This is a genomic window from Pseudomonas sp. K8, assembly GCF_014889455.1.
Lineage (GTDB): Bacteria > Pseudomonadota > Gammaproteobacteria > Pseudomonadales > Pseudomonadaceae > Aquipseudomonas > Aquipseudomonas veronii.
This window is the reverse complement of record NZ_VJWO01000009.1, coordinates 1-18,946: the sequence shown is the minus strand read 5'-3', so window position 1 is coordinate 18,946 and position 18,946 is coordinate 1. Positions and strand designations below refer to the sequence as shown.

Genomic DNA, 18,946 nt, shown 5'->3' with positions numbered 1-18,946 from the left:
ACATCATTTATTTGCGCAGCAGGCGCAGGCCATTGAACACCACCAGCAGGCTTACGCCCATGTCGGCGAACACCGCCATCCACATGGTGGCCATGCCCAGGAAGGTGACCGCAAGGAAGACCGCCTTGATCACCAGCGCCAGGGCGATGTTCTGCTTGAGGATACTCGAGGTTTGCCGCGACAACCGAATGAAAGCCGGAATCTTGCGCAAATCATCGTCCATCAAGGCCACGTCGGCAGTTTCGATGGCAGTGTCGGTGCCTGCCGCGGCCATGGCAAAACCGATCTCGGCGCGGGCCAACGCCGGGGCGTCGTTGATGCCGTCGCCGACCATGCCCACGCGCCGGCCTTGGCCGTAAAGGGCTTCGATGGCTAGCAGTTTGTCGGTGGGCAACAGGTCGCCCTGGGCCTGGTCGATGCCAACCTGGGCCGCAATCGCCTGGGCAGTGTGGGTGTTATCGCCGGTGAGCATCAGGGTTTTGATGCCCAGCTCGTGCAACTGCTGGATCGCTTCGCGGCTGCTGTCCTTGACCGTGTCGGCCACGGCGAACAGCGCCAGCGGGCCGGATTTGTCGAGCAGCAGCACCACGGATTTGCCTTGTTTCTCCAGGGCGAAGAGTTTGTCTTCCAGCGCGGGCGAGCACAGGCCGAGTTCTTCCACCAGGCGGTGGTTGCCCAGGTGGTAGGTTGCGCCGTTGATATCACCGCGCACACCGCGACCGGTCAGGGCAGTGAAGTTATCCACAGCATGGCGCGACAGGTTTTTATCCACAGCCGCGTTGGCGATGGCCAGCGATACCGGGTGGTCGGAACGCCCGGCGAGGGCGGCGGCCAACGCCGGCGCACTGTCTTCGACATTCGGGAACAGGGCCAGGTAGTCGGTTTGCACCGGTTTGCCGTGGGTGATGGTGCCGGTCTTGTCGAGGGCCAGGTAGTCGAGCTTGTAACCGCCCTCCAGGTACACGCCGCCCTTGATCAGGATGCCTTTGCGCGCCGCTGCGGCCAGGCCGCTGACGATGGTCACCGGGGTGGAGATCACCAAGGCGCACGGGCATGCGACCACCAACAGCACCAGGGCGCGGTAGATCCAGTCGAACCAGACGCCGGCCATGAACAGCGGCGGGATCAGCGCCACGCCCAGGGCAAACAGGAATACCGCCGGGGTGTAGATCTTCGCGAAACGGTCGACAAAACGCTGGGTCGGCGCGCGGGCGCCCTGAGCCTGTTCCACGGCGTGGATGAACCGCGCCAGGGTCGAGTTGCTGGCGGCCGCCGTGACTGCGTATTCCAGGGAACCGGCCTGGTTGATGGTGCCGGCGAAGACTTTATCGCCCACGGTTTTTTCAATCGGCAGGCTTTCGCCGGTGATCGGCGCCTGGTCGATGGTCGACTGGCCGGCGGTGACTTCGCCGTCCAGGCCGATGCGCTCGCCGGGGCGAACCCGCACGATGGCGCCCAATTCCACACTGTTCACTTCCCGTTCGGCCCAACTGCCGTCGGCCTGGCGCACTGTGGCCCGTTCCGGGGTCATCTGCATCAAGCCGCTGATGGCATTGCGCGCGCGGTCGAGGGACTTGGCTTCGATCAATTCGGCCACGGTGAACAGGAACATCACCATCGCCGCTTCCGGCCATTGCCCGATCAGGATCGCGCCGGTCACGGCGATGCTCATCAGCGCGTTGATGTTCAGGTTGAGGTTTTTCAGGGCGATCCAGCCCTTTTTATAGGTGGTCAGGCCGCCGCTGAGGATCGAGACCAGCGCCACCAGGGCGATCACCCAGGTCGGGGCCGCGTTGGTGAAGTGGATCACTTCGGCGGCCAGGGCGCCGACGCCGGACAACGCCAACGGCCACCAGTGTTTCTTCGCCAGCGGCGCGGCAGCCGGGGTGCCCTCTTCGATCGGATCGGCCTGCATGCCCAGGGACTTGATGGCGTCGATGATCGGCGCGGTGCTCGGCAGGTCATGGGTGACGCCGAGGATGCGGTTGATCAGGTTGAATTCCAGCTGCTGCACACCGGCAAGCTTGCCCAGTTTGTTCTGGATCAGGGTCTGCTCGGTGGGGCAGTCCATGGCTTCGATGCGGAAGGTGCTCAGGCGCGAATCGGCGCTGGGCGCGGCGCTCAGTTGCACCAACGCCGGGGCTGGCGTGCCGGAGCAGCAGGCACCGGCGTGGCCGTGGTCATGCACCGGTGTCAGTTTTTTCGGCGCATGAGCGTGGTCATGCGCGTGATCGTGCGTGTGCGGGGTGTGATGGGAGTCGCTCATCTGGTCGCGTCCGTAAGGTGCCTGTTGCCAAGTAAAGACCCTGTAGCCACTATAGGGTCAAGCACCCATTTGGAGATTGTTGCGATGAAGATCGGCGAATTGGCCAAGCTGACCGACTGCCCGGTGGAAACCATCCGTTATTACGAGAAGGAAGGCTTGCTGCCACCACCGGCACGCACCGAGGCCAACTACCGCGTGTACACCCAGGCGCACACCGAGCGGTTGGTGTTTATCCGCAACTGCCGCAGCCTGGACATGACCCTGGAAGAAATCCGCAGCCTGCTGGGCTTACGAGACAGCCCGCAGGACCAATGCGAAAACGTCAATGCGCTGATCGACGAGCATATCCACCATGTCAAAGCGCGGATCGACGGCCTGTTGGCATTGCAGGAACAGCTGATCGACCTGCGCCAGCGCTGTGGCAGCGGGCCGGAGCTGGATCAGTGCGGGATATTGCAGCGGCTGGAGGTCAGCGGCAGTGTCGCCGCCAGCGAGGCCGAGCCTTCGCATGTGGGCAGAAGCCATGGGCATTAATTCAGCCTGGTAACCGAATCAAAGTGTGGGAGGGGGCTTGCTCCCTCCCACACAAGCCCACACCTTTAGACTGAGGCAGCCTTTAGATGGCGACGTCGGCCTTGATGCTTGGGTCGGCGTCGTAACCGACGATTTCGAAGTCTTCGAACTTGTAGTCATAGATCGACGCAGGCTTACGCTTGATCACCAATTCCGGCAGCTTCTTCGGCGTGCGCGCCAGTTGGGTCTGGATCTGTTCCATGTGGTTGCTGTAGGCGTGGGTGTCGCCGGTGGTGACGATGATCTCGTGGGGGATCAGGTCGCACTGCTGGGCCAGCATGTGGGTCAGCAGCGCCAGCGCGGCGGTGTTGTACGGCAGGCCAAGGAATACGTCGGAGCTGCGGATATACAACTGCATCGACAGATGGCCGTCATGCACGAACGCCTGGTACAGCAGGTGGCACGGCGGCAGGGCCTGCTTGCCGTTGCGCGCATTTTCCTGGGGGCTCTTGGTCTCGTCCGGCAGGTACTCGACGTTCCAGCCGTGGAACAGGATGCGGCGGCTGTTGGGGTTGGTCTTCAGCGTCTCGACCATGTAGTCGATCTGATTGATCGTGCCGCCGTCCTTGGTCGGCCAGGCGGTCCACTGCTCGCCGTACACCGGGCCCAGATCACCGTCTTCGGTGGCCCACTCGTCCCAGATACGCACGCCGTTCTCGTTCAGCCACTTGATGTTGGTGTTGCCGCTCAACATCCAGATCAATTCGTTGGCGATGCTTTTGAAGTGAAGCTTCTTGGTGGTCAGCAGCGGGAAGCCGTCGGCCAAGTTATGCCGATACTGACGGGCAAACACAGCCTTGGTGCCGGTGCCGGTGCGGTCGCCCTTGGTCAGGCCATTGGTCACGACGTCGTTCAGTAGTTCGAGATATTGCTTCATGTCATTACCCGTATCGGTGCAGCCGAGACCTCGCAGGCCTCGGCATTCGAATTCAAAGCGCGGTGTTCTTCAACGGTTGCGGGCGGTTGTACGCCCACCACAGCAGGCCCAGGCCGACGATGATCATCGGCAGACTGAGGATCTGGCCCATGGTCACCCAACCGAACGCCAGGTAGCCCAGTTGCGCATCCGGGACGCGCACGAACTCGACGACAAAACGGAAGATGCCGTAGAACAACGCGAACATACCCGACACAGCCATGGTCGGCCGTGGCTTGCGCGAGAAAATGTACAGAATGAGGAACAGTGCCACACCTTCCAGGGCGAACTGGTACAGCTGCGACGGATGGCGCGGCAATTGCGCCGGGTCGCTGAACGGCGGGAACACCATGGCCCACGGCACGTCGGTCGGCTTGCCCCACAGTTCGGCATTGATAAAGTTACCGATACGCCCGGCGCCCAGGCCGATCGGCACGAACGGCGCAACGAAGTCCATCAGTTGGAAGAATGACTTGCCGTTGCGGCGGCCAAACCACCAGGCGGCGAGCATCACGCCGATAAACCCACCGTGGAAGGCCATGCCGCCCTTCCATACCTCGAAGATCAGCGTCGGGTTGGCGATGTAGGCGGGCAAGTCGTAAAACAGCACATACCCCAGGCGTCCGCCGACGATGACCCCCATCGACAACCAGAAAATCAGGTCAGAGAGTTTTTCCTTGGTCCACGTCGGGTCGAAACGGTTCAGACGCCGGGACGCCATAAACCAGGCGCCGCCGATGCCGATCAGGTACATCAACCCGTACCAATGGATTTTCAGCGGACCGATAGCCAGGGCCACCGGGTCGATCTGCGGGTAAGGCAGCATTGCGACTCCTCGTTAAATCATTCGTTATGGCGACCGGGACCATGCCCGGGCGCGATTAAGGCTGCGTTACAGCAAGAAATTCAAACCCACGCAAAACAGCAGCCCGGCAAACAGGCGTTTGAGCAAGCGCGGCGACAAACGGTGCGCCAGGCGCGCGCCGAAGCGGGCAAACACCATGCTGGTCAGGGCAATGCCCAGCAGCGCCGGCAAATACACGAACCCTAGACTATGAGCGGGCAGCAGCGGGTCATGCCAGCCCAGAATCATGAAACTTAATGCACTGGCCAGCGCAATCGGCAGCCCGCAGGCCGACGAAGTGGCCACCGCTTGCTGCATCGGCACGCTGCGCCAGGTCAAAAACGGCACGGTCAGCGAACCGCCGCCAATCCCGAAAATCGCCGAGGCCCAGCCGATCACCGTGCCCGCCAGGGTCAGACCGAGCTTGCCCGGCACCGTTCGACTGGCCTTGGGCTTGACCTCCAGGGCCAACTGCACGGCGATGATCAGCGCGAACACGCCGATGATCTTCTGCAAGTGGGGGCCGGAAATCGCCTCGGCGGTCAGCGCGCCAAAACCGGCGCCGATCAGGATGCCCACGGTCATCCACACAAAGATCGGCCAGCGCACTGCGCCCCGTCGATGGTGCTCACGCACGGCGTTGATCGAGGTGAAGATGATCGTCGCCAGGGACGTGCCCACGGCCAGGTGGGTCAGCACCTGCGGGTCGAAGCCCTGCAAGGTGAAGCTGAACACCAGCACCGGCACGATAATGATCCCGCCGCCCACGCCAAACAGCCCGGCGAGCACCCCGGCACAGGCGCCCAGCAGTAAATACAGCAGAAATTCCATGGGAGCCCCCAAACCAAGTCCGGCATGTTAACGGATGGAAGGCATGCGACCCAACTGGATACGATGGAACGCCCGCGCCAGTGTAGGTAGAGTGGCCAAACACACAAAGGGAGATCGCCTGATGTGCCTGATTGTTTTCGCCTGGCGGCCGGGCCATGCCCAACCGCTGATCGTCGCGGCCAACCGTGACGAGTTCTACGCCCGCCCCAGCCTGCCGCTGGCCCAGTGGCCGGATGCGCCTGCCGTCTATGCCGGCCGCGACCAGGAAGCGGGCGGCACCTGGCTGGGGGTGAACGCCGACGGACGGTTTGCCGCCCTGACCAATATCCGCGACCCGCATCAACCGCCAGCCCGCAAGTCGCGTGGGGAACTGGTGGCGCGGTTTCTCAGCGGTTCGCTACCGCTTGAGCAGTATTTGGCGGAGATCAACGGCCGTTCGATTGAATATGCCGGGTTCAACCTGCTGGCGGGCACGCGGGAGGAGCTGTGGCATTACAACGCCCGCGACAGCGTGCCTACGCAACTGCCCGCCGGGGTGTACGGCCTTTCCAATGCAGGGCTCGACACGCCATGGCCGAAATTGCTCAAGGCCAAGGCGGCGCTGGGCGAGGTACTGGAGAACCCGCAGCCGGAAACCTTGCTGGATATCTTGAGCGACCCGCAGACCGCGCCGTTTGCCGACTTGCCGGACACCGGCGTGGGCTTGGCGACCGAGAGTTTGCTATCAAGCGTATTTATCGCCAGCCCCAGTTATGGGACACGGGCGAGTACAGCGCTGATTGTGAATGCGGACGGCACGCGGCAGATGGTGGAGCGCAGTTTTGGGCCGCACGGTGGGCGGCTCGGCGAAGTCGAACTCAACCTGTAGGAGCGAGCTTGCTCGCGAAAAACGCCAACGATGACGCGCGCCCCCCTGAATGCACGCGGTACCCTCAGGTTTTTCGCGAGCAAGCTCGTGTGCTGACTGACACTCCGTAATCGGGGGCAAGTCGAATCGTCGCTCCGCCCCTCCCACATTTTTGATCGGCGCCAGGTTCTAGAGGGTTTTGGCTGAGGCCGGGTTGATCATCCGCGTCAACCCCAGGTTCTTCAGCGCCAGTTGCAGCGAGCTGTGGATAACTTGCGGGTTGTCGATGGTCATCAACTCGGCCAGCAGTTCCTTGGCCATGCTCAGGTTGACCTGGCGCAGCAGCCACTTCACCTTCGGCAAGTTGGTGGCGTTCATCGACAGGCTGTCAAAGCCCATCGCCATCAACAGCACCGCTGCCGCCGGATCGCCGGCCATTTCCCCGCAGATGCTCACCGGCTTGCCTTCGGCATGGGCGTCGCGCACCACATGTTGCAGCGCTTGCAGCACCGCCGGGTGCAGGTAGTCGTAGAGGTCGGCCACCCGTGGGTTGTTGCGGTCCACGGCCAGCAGGTATTGGGTCAGGTCGTTGGAGCCCACCGACAGGAAGTCCACCTGCCGCGCCAGTTCCTTGGCCTGGTACACCGCCGCCGGAATTTCGATCATCACGCCGATCGGCGGCATCGGTACGTCGGCGCCTTCGTCGCGCACCTCGCCCCAGGCGCGGTGGATCAGGTGCAGGGCTTCTTCCAGCTCATGGGTGCCGGAGATCATCGGCAGCAGGATGCGCAGGTTGTTCAGGCCCTCGCTGGCCTTGAGCATGGCGCGGGTTTGTACGAGGAAAATTTCCGGGTGGTCGAGGGTGACGCGAATCCCGCGCCAGCCGAGGAAGGGGTTGTCTTCCTTGATCGGGAAATACGACAGTGACTTATCGCCGCCAATGTCCAGGCTGCGCATCGTCACCGGCAACGGATGGAAGGCGGACAGTTGCTCGCGATAAATCGCCAGCTGCTCCTTCTCGCTCGGAAAGCGCTGGTTGATCATGAACGGCACTTCGGTGCGGTACAGCCCAACCCCTTCGGCGCCGCGTTGTTGCGCGCGAGCCACATCGGCGAGCAGGCCGGTGTTGACCAGCAGCGGCACGCGATGCCCGTCTAGGGTCACGCAGGGCAGTTCGCGCAAGGCGTCGAGGCCCTGGGACAGCTGGCGTTCCTCTTCCACCACCTCGGCGTACTGCTTGCGCATCACTTCGCTGGGGTTGGTGAACACCTCGCCACGGTTGCCGTCGACGATCATTTCGATGCCGTCGACCTTGGAGTACGGCAGGTCCACCAGGCCCATCACCGTCGGAATGCCCATGGCCCGGGCCAGGATCGCGACGTGGGAGTTGCCCGAACCGAGCACCGAGATCAGGCCCACCAGTTTGCCTTCCGGCACTTCGCCGAGCATGGTGGCGGTCAGTTCTTCACTGATCAGGATGGTGTTGTCGGGGTAGACCAGGTTGGTGGAACGGTCTTCCTGCAAGTAAGCGAGCAGACGGCGACCGAGGTCGCGCACATCCGAGGCGCGCTCGCGCAGGTAGGCGTCGTCCATCAATTCGAAACGGTTGACGTGATCGGAGACCACCTGGCGCAGCGCGCCCTGGGCCCACTGGCCGGTCTTGATCACGTTTTTGACTTCGCTGCCCAGCGACGCGTCATCCAGCATCATCTGGTACACCTCGAACAGCGCTCGCTCTTCGGGGCGCAGTTGGGTGGCGAGCTTGTTCGACAGGTTGCGCATGTCGGCGCGCACGCCTTCCAGGGCGGTCTTGAACAGTTTGATTTCGGCGTCGATGTCGCTGACGGTCTTGTCCGGCACCACATCGAGGTCGGCCGGCGGCAACATGACCACGGCCGTACCGACGGCCGCACCTGGCGAGCCCGGTACGCCGACGAATTTGGCTTCCTGGATGCCCTTGCCCTGGCGCCCCAGGCCGCGAATCGAGCCGGTGGCTTCGGCATGGGCGATCACCCCGGCCAATTGCGCGCTCATGGTCACGAGGAAGGCTTCTTCGCCTTCGTCGAACTGGCGGCGTTCTTTCTGCTGGATGACCAACACGCCGACAACGCGGCGGTGGTGAATGATCGGCGCGCCGAGGAACGAGGCGTAGCGCTCTTCGCCGGTTTCGGCAAAGTAGCGATAACGCGGGTGATCAGCCGCGTTTTCAAGGTTCAGGGGTTCTTCACGCGTCCCTACCAAGCCCACCAGACCTTCATTGGGCGCCATGCTGACCTTGCCGATGGAGCGCTTGTTCAAGCCCTCGGTCGCCATCAGCACAAAACGGTTGGTCTCGGGGTCCAGCAGGTAAACCGAGCAGACCTGGCTGCCCATGGCTTCCTTGACGCGCAACACAATAATCCCCAACGCCGCCTTGAGATCCTTGGCGGAGTTAACTTCCTGGACGATCTTGCGCAGCGTATTGAGCATGGCTCGGGGTCGAACTCCGTCGTCAGTCGCGCGTTAAAAGGCGCGGGGCAAGCTCTTTGAGAGCGCGACGATAAACCTCGCGCTTGAATGTCACCACCTGGCCCAACGGATACCAATAACTGACCCAACGCCAGCCATCGAACTCCGGTTTACCGGTCAAATCCATCCGCACCCGCTGCTCGTTGGAGATCAGGCGCAGGAGAAACCATTTCTGCTTCTGGCCGATACACAGCGGTTGGCTGTGGGTACGCACCAGGCGTTGCGGCAAACGATAACGCAACCAGCCACGGGTACAGGCCAAAATTTGCACATCTTCGCGCTCAAGGCCGACTTCTTCGTTCAACTCGCGGTACAAGGCGTCTTCAGGGGTTTCGTCAGGGTTGATCCCACCTTGAGGAAACTGCCAGGCATCTTGGTTGATTCGGCGAGCCCATAGGACCTGTCCGGAATCATTCGTAAGAATAATCCCGACATTAGGACGGAAACCATCGGGGTCGATCACGGCAACAACCTCGCAAACGCATGTCGTCGCATTGTTCCACAAAGGTTGTTCCAGCGGCAACGAGGCTTCTTAGCTTATGTGCAGTCTTGTGAAAAGACCGTATTCTGGACGCCTTTTTACAGACTTTTCAGCGGGTAACTGTAATGCGCCTGGCTTTATTCGACTTGGACAACACGCTTCTGGGGGGTGACAGCGATCACGCCTGGGGCGATTACCTCTGTGAACGCGGATTTCTCGACCCGGTGACCTACAAGGCACGCAACGACGAATTCTATCAGGACTACCTGGCCGGCCAGCTGGATAACGCGGCCTACCTGAATTTTTGCCTGGAAATCCTCGGCCGCACCGAAATGGCCCAACTGGAGGCATGGCACAACGACTACATGCGCGACTGCATCGAGCCGATCATGCTGCCGCAGGCATTTGAACTGCTGGCCAAGCACCGCGCCGCTGGCGACAAGCTGGTGATCATCACCGCGACCAACCGCTTCGTCACCGCGCCAATTGCCGCACGCCTGGGCGTGGACGCCCTGATCGCCACCGAATGCGAGATGGAAGACGGCCGCTACACCGGGCGCAGTACGGATGTACCGTGCTTTCGCGAGGGCAAGGTGACGCGCCTGAACCGCTGGCTGGAAGAAACCGGGCACAGCCTGGAAGGCAGCTACTTCTACAGCGATTCGATGAATGACTTGTCGCTGTTGGAGCAGGTGACGTATCCGATCGCGGTAGACCCGGACCCGAATCTGCGGGCTGAGGCTGAAAAACGCGGCTGGCCGGTGATTACGCTGCGTAGCTGATGGCCCTATCGGGGGCAAGCCCCCTCCCACATTTAACTGCATTTCAACGGATGTACGCGGTTAAATGTGGGAGGGAGCTTGCTCCCGATGCAGGCAACTCGGTCCCAAGCCTTAAACCGGCTTGGCGCCCATCAACCCCGCAATCGCCACAAACCCCACCAGGCTGACCACCGCCAATGCCAAGGTGAAATTCAGGCTACCGCCCTCGCCCTTGCGCAAGCGATTGAGCCGCGCCACCAGCCAGAACCAGCACAGCGCCGCGACGGTGTAGAGCAGGCTGGAACCCAGAATCCAGGTCTGCCCCAGCGGCCAGCCGACCAGATGCACCAGCCACCAGCCGGTAAACGGCATGCTGATCAGGCAGATCCCCATCAACAACCATACGAACGCCCACGGGCGCTGCACGGTGATCGCCGGGCCGGCGCTGCGTTTGCGCCAGGCCAGCAGCGCCAGGCCGAGGCCGCTGAGCAGCAGCAACACGGTCGCCGCCATGTGGATAACTTTGAGGGTGGTCAGGGTTTCCATGTGTCGTCTTCCTTAAAGGCCGCCCCAATCAGCGTAGTCGCTCAACCGAGGAACAGTTTGTAAGCCGGGTTATCGCTTTCATCCCAGTACGGGTAGCCGATGGCTTCAAGGGCTGCCGATACCAGATGGCGCTCGTCCGCCGGGACTTGCAGGCCGGCGACCACGCGGCCGTCGGCTGCGCCGTGGTTGCGATAGTGGAACATCGAGATGTTCCAGCGCCCGCCTAATTTGTTAAGAAAGTTGAACAAGGCGCCCGGCCGCTCCGGGAATTCGAAGCGAAACACCACTTCATCGCTGACCTTCGCCGCGTGCCCGCCGACCATATGGCGGATGTGCAACTTGGCCAGTTCGTTCTCGGTCAGATCGAGCACCGGGAAACCCTGGCTGGTCAGGCTGGCGATCAATGCGCTGCGCGGATCGTTTTCCGGGTGGGTCTGCACGCCGACGAAAATGTGCGCCTCGCGGCCGGAGTGGTAGCGATAGTTGAATTCGGTGATCTGGCGCTTGCCCACGGCCTCGCAAAACGCCTTGAAGCTGCCCGGTTTCTCGGGGATGGTCACGGCGATGATGGCTTCGCGGCCTTCACCCAGCTCGGCGCGCTCGGCCACATGCCGCAGGCGGTCGAAGTTGACGTTGGCGCCGGAGTCGATGGCCACCAGGGTTTGCCCGGTGACGCCACGGCTCTCGACATATTTCTTGATGCCCGCCACACCCAGGGCGCCCGCTGGCTCGGTGATGGAGCGGGTGTCGTCATAGATGTCCTTGATCGCCGCACAGATTTCATCGGTGCTGACGGTGATCACTTCGTCCACATAGTCTTTGCAGATGTCGAAGGTGTACTGGCCGATCTGCGCCACCGCCACGCCATCGGCAAAAATCCCCACGGTCGGCAGCACCACGCGCTCGCCGGCGGCCATGGCGGCCTGCAGGCAGTTGGAGTCGTCCGGCTCGACGCCGATGATCTTGATCTCCGGACGCAGGTATTTCACATACGCTGCGATACCGGCGATCAGCCCGCCGCCGCCGACCGGCACGAAGATCGCGTCCAGCGGCCCAGGGTGCTGGCGCAGGATCTCCATCGCCACGGTCCCCTGCCCGGCAATGGTGTGCGGGTCGTCGTAGGGGTGAATGTAGACGTAGCCTTTTTCGTCGACCAGTTTCAGCGAGTAGGCCAGGGCTTCCGGGAACGAATCACCGTGCAGCACCACTTTGCCACCACGGGAACGCACGCCTTCGACCTTGATTTCCGGGGTGGTCTTGGGCATCACGATAGTGGCCTTGACCCCCAGCACCTTGGCCGCCAGGGCCAGGCCCTGGGCATGGTTGCCCGCCGAAGCGGTGACCACGCCGCGCGCGCGCTCATCGGCCGTCAACTGGGTCAGCTTGTTGTACGCGCCGCGAATCTTGAACGAGAACACCGGCTGCAGGTCTTCCCGCTTGAGCAAGACCTTGTTGCCCAGCCGCTCGGAGAGCTGGCGGGCGGCCTGCAATGGGGTTTCTATGGCAACGTCGTAAACGCGCGAGGTGAGGATCTTTTTGACGTACTGTTCAAGCATCGGCAGGCATCACTGGGCGGAGTGGGCAGGGTCGACGAGTCTAACTCAGCGTTTGGCCGGGCGACCACACGAATCCAAAGGTTTTGATGGGTTATACTCGCGCCCTCTCTACTCCCCGCCCGTTCCGGAGCCCGCATGACCCAGGATCAACTCAAACAGGCAGTGGCCCAGGCCGCCGTCGATTTAATCCTTCCTAAACTCGATGACAAGAGCATCGTCGGCGTCGGCACCGGCTCCACCGCCAACTGCTTCATCGATGCGCTGGCCAAGCACAAGGGCGCGTTCGATGGCGCCGTGGCCAGCTCCGAAGCCACCGCCGCGCGCCTCAAGGGCCATGGCATTCCGGTGTACGAGCTCAATACCGTCAGCGACCTGGAGTTCTACGTCGACGGCGCCGATGAAAGCGACGCGCACCTGAACCTGATCAAGGGCGGTGGCGCGGCCCTGACCCGCGAGAAGATCGTCGCGGCCGTGGCCAAGACCTTTATCTGCATCGCCGACGCCAGCAAACTGGTGCCGGTACTCGGCGCCTTCCCGCTGCCGGTGGAAGTGATCCCGATGGCCCGCAGCCACGTGGCCCGCGAGCTGGTGAAGCTGGGCGGCGACCCGGTGTACCGCGAAGGCGTGTTGACCGACAACGGCAACATCATCCTCGACGTGTACAACATGCAGATCACCAACCCGGTGGAGCTTGAGACGCAGATCAACGCCATCGTCGGCGTAGTCACCAACGGCCTGTTCGCCGCACGCCCGGCTGACGTGCTGCTGCTGGGCACCCCGGAAGGCGTGAAAACCCTCAAGGCCTGACGCACAACCGAATGTGGGGCCGGCGGTGTGTTCAGGCTTCTGGTTTCTTGAACACGTAGAACAGGTTCGGCTCGCTGACCAGGTACAACGTACCCGCGTCATCCATGGCGATCCCTTCGGCCTGCGGCACCCGCGCATTCAGGCCATGGCGCCCGTTAAGCAGCGACAAACTGCTTAACGGGCGACCGTCGATATCCAGCTCCAACACCAAGAACGACTCATCCGACAGCGCCAGTAAATGGCCGCTGCGTTCGTCGTATTGCAGGCTCGACAGGTCGCGCACGAACAGCCCGGCATCGCGTTTGGGGTTGTTGATGACGTGGACCGAGTAGGTTTTTTCCGGTTTGAAATGGGGAAACCCGTGAACCTCATAGATCACCATCGGGTCGCGTTCCTTCGCCACGAACAGGCGCTTGCCCACCGAGTCGTAGGCAAGCCCTTCAAACCCCTTGTTGCCCCCCACATGCACACCCAGGGTCATCTGCTCCGCGTCGGCGGCGTCGAGGAACTGCGTATCGTCGTCCACATGCACCTTGATCAGGCGCTGTTGGCGCTCATCGCTGATGACATAGATGTTGTCGCTGATAAATTCCACGGCCTCGGCATCTCCGAAGCCGACCAGGGAAATCCGTCGCAGGATCTTGCCAGCGAGGGACAGTTCGACCAGCTCGGCGTTTTTATTGGTGACGGTAAACAGGCTTTTACGCACCGGGTCGTAGGTCAGCGCGGAGACGTCGTCATCCAGGCCTTCGATCACCTGGCCCTCGACGCTGACCCGGTAATCCGCCAGGCCAATGGCGCGTTCGCCAACAGGCTGGCCCCACACCTGCCAATTGAACCAGGCCCGTTCGAACAGACGAAACTGTTGTGCGACAACGCCCGCGCCCATCAAGGCGATCAGCACCAGTATGAAAAAAGCCGGTTTGGGGCGGGCAAGTCGACGCATCGGGCGGGCTCAAAGTCAAAAATGGCGAATGAATATCACGCCCGCCTGAATTTAAACTTAAACGCGCCCGGTGTGTGGCGTATGCCGCGGATAGAGAAATATCCGACGTAATCGGTTGTTATTTCTGTTTTTCGAAACGATAGAACAGGTTCGGCTCACTGACCATGTAGAGGTTGCCGTTCTCGTCCAGGGTCACGCCTTCGGCACGCGAGATCGTGTTCTTGAGGCCGTTGAAGCCGCCGAGCAAGGTCATGAAGCTGACAGGCTCGCCCTTTTCATCCAGTTCCAGCAGCAGGTGGGACTCGGCCGACAGCGCCAGCAGGTGCCCGGTGCGCGGATCGATGGTTAGCGCCGAGAGGTTGCGCATGTCGAGCTTTGTATTGGCGAGCTTTTGCTTGTCACCGACCAGGGTCTGGCTGCCGTCGCTTTTCCAGGTGAACAGCGCCGGCGGGCGTTCTTCGCCGAGCACGAACTGCTGGTTGCGCTTGTCCCAGGTGACGCCTTCAAAAGCTTTGTTCTGGTCTTTGGACGGGCCCAGGTCGTAACTCGGGAAGTCGGCCTTGTTCAACGCCGTGGTGCTGGCGTCGACCTTGACGATGGTCAGGCTGTGCTGGCGTTCATCGACCACGGCCATCAGGCCGTTTTCCATCACCGTCACACCTTCCGGGTTGTTCCAACCGTTAAGGGGCATCTTGCGCAGCACATCGCCTTGCAGAGTCAACTCGACGAGGAATGGATTTTTGCCCATGACGGAAAACAGGGTTTTCGTCTGCGGATTGTAGGACAGGTCCGAGGCCTCGTCCTTCTCCATACCGGGCAGCCGCTTGGCGTCGATGACGGCGCGGTAATCCGGGAGCCACACGCTCGCTTGGCGTTTGGCCGGGCTTTCAAAACGTTCCACGACCCACAACACACCGCGGTCGTCCCAATGCATGACCCAGGCAACGCCATACACGATCGCCCCGACCAGAAGCAGCCAGGAATACCAGCGCAGAGCAAAACGAGAGCGTGGCTTGGAGGTGACGGTAGGCAGGGACACGGCCATTGAGCGCTTTTTCCGGAAAGTCAGCGTTAGGTGAAAGCACAGGAATAACCGGCCCGCGCGCTAGAGGCTGAAGATTATCCGGATGGGGTGTGAAAAAAATGCAAACAACCGAAACGGGTGCGGGACCTGTGGCGAGCGAGCTTGTTCGCTCGCCACAGGGTTGTGCCGAAGTTAGCGAACGCTGCTTTCGAAGCGGGTCACACCGGACAGTTCCAGCACCAGCTTGTCACCGACATTCAACGGCCCAACGCCAGCGGGGGTGCCGGTGAGGATCACGTCGCCGGCCTGCAGCGAGAAGCAGCCGGCCATGTACTGGATCATCGGGATGATCGGGTTGAGCATGGCCGCGCTGTTGCCATTCTGGCGCACTTCGCCATTGATGCTCAGGCGAATGCCGATATCGGTCAGGTCCGGGAAGGTGCTGCCGACCACGAACGGCGCGATCACCGCCGCGCCGTCGAAAGACTTGGCGATTTCCCACGGCAAGCCCTTGGCTTTCAACTCGGCCTGCTTGTCGCGCAGGGTCAGGTCCAGGGCCGGGGCGAAGCCGGAGATGGCATCGAGCACTTCTTCGCGGCTGGGCTTGGTCGACAGGGGTTTGCCGATCAGCACCGCGATTTCCGCTTCGTAATGCACCGAACCGCGTTCGGTCGGGATGCTGAAACCGCCTTCCAGCGCCACAACGCAGCTGCCCGGCTTGATGAACAGCAACGGTTCGGTCGGTACCGGGTTATCCAGTTCCTTGGCATGTTCGGCGTAGTTGCGCCCAATACACACCACTTTACCCACCGGGAAGTGGATGTTGGTGCCGTCGACATACTTGTGCTGGTAGCTCATGGAACGACTCCTTCAGGGGCGGTTAAACAGCGAAGATCTTGCCGGGGTTCATGATCCCGTTCGGGTCAAACACCGCTTTCACGGCCTTCATGTATTCGATTTCAACCGGCGAGCGGCTGTAGGTCAGGTAGTCGCGCTTGGTCATGCCCACGCCGTGTTCGGCGGAGATCGAGCCGTTGTACTTCGCCACGGTTTCGAACACCCACTTGTTCACGGTGGCGCACTTGGCGAAGAACTCATCCTTGCTCAGGTTTTCCGGCTTGAGGATGTTCAGGTGCAGGTTGCCGTCGCCGATATGGCCGAACCAGACGATTTCGAAGTCGGGGTAGTGTTCGCCGACGATCGCGTCAATTTCCTTCAAGAATGCCGGCACTTTCGACACCGTGACCGAAATGTCGTTCTTGTACGGCGTCCAGTGGGAAATGGTCTCGGAGATGTACTCGCGCAGTTTCCACAGGTTGTGCAGCTGGGTTTCGCTCTGGCTCATCACGCCGTCCAGCACCCAGCCCTGCTCGACGCAGTGCTCGAAGGTTTCCAGGGCGTGGTTGGCGACTTCTTCGGTGGTGGCTTCGAATTCCAGCAGTGCGTAGAACGGGCACTCGGTCTCGAACGGCGCCGGCACGTCACCACGGCCGAGGACTTTGGCCAGGGCCTTGTCGGAGAAAAACTCGAAAGCGGTCAGGTCCAGCTTGCTTTGGAATGCGTGCAACACCGGCATGATCGCGTCGAAGTCGGTGGTGCCGAGCACCATCGCGGTGAGGTTTTTCGGCGCACGGTCCAGGCGCATGGTGGCTTCCACGACAAAACCCAGGGTGCCTTCGGCGCCGATGAACAGCTGGCGCATGTCGTAGCCGGTGGCGTTCTTGATCAGATCGCGGTTCAGTTCCAGCACATCGCCTTTGCCGGTGACGACCTTCATGCCGGCGACCCAGTTACGGGTCATGCCGTAGCGAATGACCTTGATCCCGCCGGCATTGGTGCCGATATTGCCGCCAATCTGGCTCGAACCGGACGAAGCGAAGTCCACCGGGTAGTACAGGCCGTGCTCTTCGGCGACGTTCTGCAATTGCTTGGTGACCACGCCCGGCTGGCACTTGGCGGTGCGGTCGGTGAGGTTCACCTCGAGGATCTGGTTCATATAGTCGAACGAGACGACCACTTCACCATTGGCCGCAACGGCGGCAGCCGACAGGCCGGTACGCCCACCGGACGGCACCAGCGCGACCTTGTGCTCATTGGCCCAGCGCACGATGGCCTGCACCTGTTCAATCGTCTTGGGGAATACGATGGCAGTCGGGGCCGGGGCGAAGTGCTTGGTCCAATCCTTGCCGTAAGCCTCCAGGGAGTCGGCGTCGGTCAGCACTTTGCCGGGCTCAACCAGGGTCTTTAGCTCATCAATCAGGGCAGGATGGGTCATCGACAGAACTCTCGAACAATTCATGGTCATCCTGAGAACGCTTCACGTCGCAGGAATAGGTGTTTAGCGGGGCGCGTATGCTAGCATACCGCCCCCGTAGGACAGAGCCCAAGGGCGTTCTGCGGTGACGGCTTTCCTGCCGTCCGGGTCAGCTCTGTGCCCTGATTTACCAATACGTTTCTGTTTGACGAGTGGCTGTTGTCGTCAGGCAAGGCGCCGCGACGACTCATAGCTCTGGCTATGGGGAGGAGCGGCAACGCAGCATGACGGCAACAGACGCCGTCAAACGGGAACAGTATTGGTGAATCAGGACACATCCGGCGATCCGATTCCCTGCCATTTTTCTCCGGGATACAGGTTTACGCAGATGAGCAAGACTTCTCTCGATAAGAGCAAGATCAAGTTCCTTCTTCTGGAAGGCGTCCACCCATCGGCTGTCGAAGTTCTGAAAGCCGCCGGGTATACCAGCATTGAGTACATCACCAGTTCTCTGCCGGAAGCCCAGCTCAAGGAAAAGATCGCCGACGCGCACTTCATCGGCATTCGCTCCCGCACTCAACTGACCGAAGAGGTCTTCGATCACGCCAAGAAACTCGTGGCGGTCGGCTGTTTCTGCATCGGCACCAACCAGGTCGACCTTAACGCAGCGCGCGAGCGCGGCATCGCGGTGTTCAACGCACCGTACTCCAACACCCGTTCCGTCGCGGAGCTGGTGCTGGCCGAGGCCATCCTGCTGCTGCGCGGCATTCCGGAGAAGAATGCCTCCTGCCACCGTGGCGGCTGGATCAAGAGCGCAGCCAACTCCTTCGAAATCCGCGGCAAGAAGCTGGGGATCATCGGTTACGGTTCGATCGGCACTCAACTGTCGGTCCTGGCCGAAAGCCTGGGCATGCAGGTGTTCTTCTATGACACCCTGACCAAGCTGCCACTGGGTAACGCCACGCAAGTGTCGAGCCTGACCGAGCTGCTGGGCATGTCCGACATCGTCACCCTGCACGTGCCGGAAACCGCTGAGACCCAGTGGATGATCGGCGAGAAGGAAATCCGCGCGATCAAGAAAGGCGGCATCCTGATCAACGCCGCCCGCGGCACCGTGGTCGAGTTGGACGCCCTGGCCGACGCGATCAAGGACAAGCACCTGATCGGCGCCGCCATCGACGTGTTCCCGGTGGAGCCGCGCTCCAACGACGACATCTTCGAAAGCCCGCTGCGTGGCCTGGACAACGTGATCCTGACCCCGCACATCGGCGGCTCCACCGCTGAAGCCCAGGCCAACATTGGCCTGGAAGTCTCGGAAAAGCTGGTCAAGTACAGCGACAATGGTACGTCGGTGTCCTCGGTCAACTTCCCGGAAGTGGCCCTGCCGGCTCACCCTGGCAAGCACCGTCTGCTGCACATCCACCAGAACATCCCGGGTGTGATGATGGAGATCAACAAGGTCTTCGCGGAAAACGGCATCAACATTTCCGGTCAGTTCCTGCAGACCAACGAGAAGGTCGGCTATGTGGTGATCGACGTCGACGCCGAGTACTCGGACCTGGCGCAACAGAAGCTGCAACACATCAGCGGCACGATTCGTTGCCGCGTGTTGTTCTAACGCTTCAAACGCCCTACGAAAAATGGGAGGCCCGCAAGGGTTAATGCCGATCAGTTAAGCCTTCTCGCTTGACCTTTGGCCGCAAAAAATCAAAATCCGATGCCTACACTGGCATCGGATTTTTTTATGCGTCTCGCTCGGGCACTGGAACTGACCCACAACATCGCC

General features: G+C 61.4%; 17 protein-coding genes. 5 read left to right on the top strand and 12 right to left on the bottom strand.

Features of this window, described 5'->3' with window-relative positions; all coding sequences use genetic code 11:
* Positions 1 to 7 precede the first annotated feature (7 nt).
* A complete protein-coding gene (locus tag INT12_RS08900) occupies positions 8 to 2,266 on the bottom strand; it encodes a heavy metal translocating P-type ATPase (protein WP_193058822.1) in 2,259 nt (752 codons plus the stop codon).
* Positions 2,267 to 2,350: 84 nt separating this feature from the next.
* Between INT12_RS08900 and cadR the strand changes: the two genes are divergently transcribed.
* On the top strand, positions 2,351 to 2,800 hold the full coding sequence (gene cadR, locus INT12_RS08895) for a Cd(II)/Pb(II)-responsive transcriptional regulator (RefSeq protein WP_017845051.1): 450 nt from the start codon (positions 2,351 to 2,353) through the stop codon (positions 2,798 to 2,800).
* Between the two features lie 82 nt (positions 2,801 to 2,882).
* Here cadR and INT12_RS08890 read toward each other — a convergent pair whose 3' ends face one another.
* From INT12_RS08890 to INT12_RS08880, 3 genes are all read right to left on the bottom strand, one after another.
* Complete coding sequence (locus INT12_RS08890) at positions 2,883 to 3,716, bottom strand: thymidylate synthase (protein WP_017845052.1); 834 nt, start codon at positions 3,714 to 3,716, stop codon at positions 2,883 to 2,885.
* Between the two features lie 52 nt (positions 3,717 to 3,768).
* Complete coding sequence (gene lgt, locus INT12_RS08885; RefSeq protein ID WP_017845053.1) at positions 3,769 to 4,581, bottom strand: prolipoprotein diacylglyceryl transferase; 813 nt, start codon at positions 4,579 to 4,581, stop codon at positions 3,769 to 3,771.
* Between the two features lie 66 nt (positions 4,582 to 4,647).
* Complete coding sequence (locus INT12_RS08880) at positions 4,648 to 5,430, bottom strand: sulfite exporter TauE/SafE family protein (RefSeq protein ID WP_017845054.1); 783 nt, start codon at positions 5,428 to 5,430, stop codon at positions 4,648 to 4,650.
* Positions 5,431 to 5,551: 121 nt separating this feature from the next.
* On the opposite strand from INT12_RS08880, the gene INT12_RS08875 reads away from it, so the two are divergent.
* Positions 5,552 to 6,298, top strand: coding sequence for an NRDE family protein (locus INT12_RS08875; protein ID WP_193039770.1), 747 nt, complete (start codon positions 5,552 to 5,554; stop codon positions 6,296 to 6,298).
* Between the two features lie 168 nt (positions 6,299 to 6,466).
* Here the strand turns inward: INT12_RS08875 and ptsP are convergent, their stop codons facing one another.
* Entirely contained in the window at positions 6,467 to 8,746 is a 2,280-nt protein-coding gene (gene ptsP, locus INT12_RS08870; protein WP_017845056.1) for a phosphoenolpyruvate--protein phosphotransferase, read from the bottom strand.
* A 22-nt stretch (positions 8,747 to 8,768) separates the two neighbouring features.
* Entirely contained in the window at positions 8,769 to 9,248 is a 480-nt protein-coding gene (locus tag INT12_RS08865; protein ID WP_026139795.1) for an RNA pyrophosphohydrolase, read from the bottom strand.
* Positions 9,249 to 9,391: 143 nt separating this feature from the next.
* Here INT12_RS08865 and INT12_RS08860 point away from each other — a divergent pair, with 143 nt between their 5' ends.
* Positions 9,392 to 10,048, top strand: a complete 657-nt coding sequence (locus tag INT12_RS08860; protein WP_017845058.1) for an HAD family hydrolase — start codon at positions 9,392 to 9,394, stop codon at positions 10,046 to 10,048.
* 111 nt (positions 10,049 to 10,159) lie between these two features.
* Here the strand turns inward: INT12_RS08860 and INT12_RS08855 are convergent, their stop codons facing one another.
* Entirely contained in the window at positions 10,160 to 10,573 is a 414-nt protein-coding gene (locus INT12_RS08855) for a DUF2269 family protein (RefSeq protein WP_017845059.1), read from the bottom strand.
* A gap of 41 nt (positions 10,574 to 10,614) precedes the next feature.
* The gene (ilvA, locus tag INT12_RS08850) at positions 10,615 to 12,129 is read right to left on the bottom strand and encodes a threonine ammonia-lyase, biosynthetic (RefSeq protein WP_017845060.1); all 1,515 of its coding nucleotides are present in this window, start codon (positions 12,127 to 12,129) and stop codon (positions 10,615 to 10,617) included.
* A 135-nt stretch (positions 12,130 to 12,264) separates the two neighbouring features.
* Here ilvA and rpiA point away from each other — a divergent pair, with 135 nt between their 5' ends.
* A complete protein-coding gene (rpiA, locus tag INT12_RS08845; protein ID WP_079444884.1) occupies positions 12,265 to 12,936 on the top strand; it encodes a ribose-5-phosphate isomerase RpiA in 672 nt (223 codons plus the stop codon).
* A gap of 31 nt (positions 12,937 to 12,967) precedes the next feature.
* Here rpiA and INT12_RS08840 read toward each other — a convergent pair whose 3' ends face one another.
* The 4 genes from INT12_RS08840 to INT12_RS08825 form a co-directional block, all read right to left on the bottom strand.
* The gene (locus tag INT12_RS08840) at positions 12,968 to 13,882 is read right to left on the bottom strand and encodes an SdiA-regulated domain-containing protein (RefSeq protein ID WP_046487870.1); all 915 of its coding nucleotides are present in this window, start codon (positions 13,880 to 13,882) and stop codon (positions 12,968 to 12,970) included.
* Between the two features lie 118 nt (positions 13,883 to 14,000).
* Positions 14,001 to 14,927, bottom strand: coding sequence for an SdiA-regulated domain-containing protein (locus INT12_RS08835; RefSeq protein WP_017845063.1), 927 nt, complete (start codon positions 14,925 to 14,927; stop codon positions 14,001 to 14,003).
* 171 nt (positions 14,928 to 15,098) lie between these two features.
* Positions 15,099 to 15,764, bottom strand: a complete 666-nt coding sequence (locus INT12_RS08830; protein ID WP_017845064.1) for a fumarylacetoacetate hydrolase family protein — start codon at positions 15,762 to 15,764, stop codon at positions 15,099 to 15,101.
* A 22-nt stretch (positions 15,765 to 15,786) separates the two neighbouring features.
* Positions 15,787 to 17,181 carry an FAD-binding oxidoreductase gene (locus INT12_RS08825; RefSeq protein WP_017845065.1) on the bottom strand — a complete coding sequence of 465 codons (1,395 nt, stop codon included), beginning with the start codon at positions 17,179 to 17,181 and terminating at the stop codon, positions 15,787 to 15,789.
* A gap of 367 nt (positions 17,182 to 17,548) precedes the next feature.
* On the opposite strand from INT12_RS08825, the gene serA reads away from it, so the two are divergent.
* Complete coding sequence (serA, locus tag INT12_RS08820; RefSeq protein ID WP_193039767.1) at positions 17,549 to 18,778, top strand: phosphoglycerate dehydrogenase; 1,230 nt, start codon at positions 17,549 to 17,551, stop codon at positions 18,776 to 18,778.
* Positions 18,779 to 18,946 lie beyond the last annotated feature (168 nt).

Bases quoted from the DNA above. Each gene is read 5' to 3' on its own strand.
- INT12_RS08880 (WP_017845054.1), bottom strand. From the start codon at position 5,430: ATGGAATTTCTGCTGTATTTACTGCTGGGCGCCTGTGCCGGGGTGCTC.
- lgt (WP_017845053.1), bottom strand. From the start codon at position 4,581: ATGCTGCCTTACCCGCAGATCGACCCGGTGGCCCTGGCTATCGGTCCG.
- serA (WP_193039767.1), top strand. From the start codon at position 17,549: ATGAGCAAGACTTCTCTCGATAAGAGCAAGATCAAGTTCCTTCTTCTG.
- INT12_RS08860 (WP_017845058.1), top strand. From the start codon at position 9,392: ATGCGCCTGGCTTTATTCGACTTGGACAACACGCTTCTGGGGGGTGAC.
- ilvA (WP_017845060.1), bottom strand. From the start codon at position 12,129: ATGCTTGAACAGTACGTCAAAAAGATCCTCACCTCGCGCGTTTACGAC.
- INT12_RS08830 (WP_017845064.1), bottom strand. From the start codon at position 15,764: ATGAGCTACCAGCACAAGTATGTCGACGGCACCAACATCCACTTCCCG.
- cadR (WP_017845051.1), top strand. From the start codon at position 2,351: ATGAAGATCGGCGAATTGGCCAAGCTGACCGACTGCCCGGTGGAAACC.
- INT12_RS08900 (WP_193058822.1), bottom strand. From the start codon at position 2,266: ATGAGCGACTCCCATCACACCCCGCACACGCACGATCACGCGCATGAC.
- ptsP (WP_017845056.1), bottom strand. From the start codon at position 8,746: ATGCTCAATACGCTGCGCAAGATCGTCCAGGAAGTTAACTCCGCCAAG.
- INT12_RS08835 (WP_017845063.1), bottom strand. From the start codon at position 14,927: ATGGCCGTGTCCCTGCCTACCGTCACCTCCAAGCCACGCTCTCGTTTT.
- INT12_RS08875 (WP_193039770.1), top strand. From the start codon at position 5,552: ATGTGCCTGATTGTTTTCGCCTGGCGGCCGGGCCATGCCCAACCGCTG.
- INT12_RS08840 (WP_046487870.1), bottom strand. From the start codon at position 13,882: ATGCGTCGACTTGCCCGCCCCAAACCGGCTTTTTTCATACTGGTGCTG.
- INT12_RS08825 (WP_017845065.1), bottom strand. From the start codon at position 17,181: ATGACCCATCCTGCCCTGATTGATGAGCTAAAGACCCTGGTTGAGCCC.
- rpiA (WP_079444884.1), top strand. From the start codon at position 12,265: ATGACCCAGGATCAACTCAAACAGGCAGTGGCCCAGGCCGCCGTCGAT.
- INT12_RS08855 (WP_017845059.1), bottom strand. From the start codon at position 10,573: ATGGAAACCCTGACCACCCTCAAAGTTATCCACATGGCGGCGACCGTG.
- INT12_RS08890 (WP_017845052.1), bottom strand. From the start codon at position 3,716: ATGAAGCAATATCTCGAACTACTGAACGACGTCGTGACCAATGGCCTG.